The sequence below is a fragment of the Chryseobacterium sp. SIMBA_038 genome, from assembly GCF_046535115.1.
GTDB lineage: Bacteria > Bacteroidota > Bacteroidia > Flavobacteriales > Weeksellaceae > Chryseobacterium.
This window is the reverse complement of the sequence record NZ_JAWRXH010000086.1, coordinates 1-310: the sequence shown is the minus strand read 5'-3', so window position 1 is coordinate 310 and position 310 is coordinate 1. Positions and strand designations below refer to the sequence as shown.

1 protein-coding gene is annotated in these 310 nt (G+C 62.6%); it reads left to right on the top strand.

Annotated elements, in window-relative coordinates; all coding sequences use genetic code 11:
* Positions 1-310, top strand: a 310-nt coding sequence (locus SB689_RS22830) for a hypothetical protein (protein ID WP_410694355.1), incomplete at both ends; no start/stop codon positions are given.

Here is a 310-nt window from a genome sequence, read left to right as displayed (position 1 = left end):
AGCTCACATGTGCGGCCGACGCCGGATTCAATTGCCGGGGCTGATCGGGACGATGCAGCAGTTGAGGCGCGCGTACAGCGGCAACAGGCCTTGGCGGACAGTCGCCGGCAGCAGGAAGAGCAAACCGCCGCCCAATACGCTCGCGTTGCGGCCGTGTGCGAAAAAAAATGGCAGTCCCTGTCGCCGGCACTCTCACATGCCTATCTGGATCGGAAGCAGGTGGAGTCGTTCGGGCTGCGGCTCGACGGCGACAAGTTAGTCACACCTATTCGCGACGCTGACGGGAGGGTGTGGAGCCTGCAATATGTGG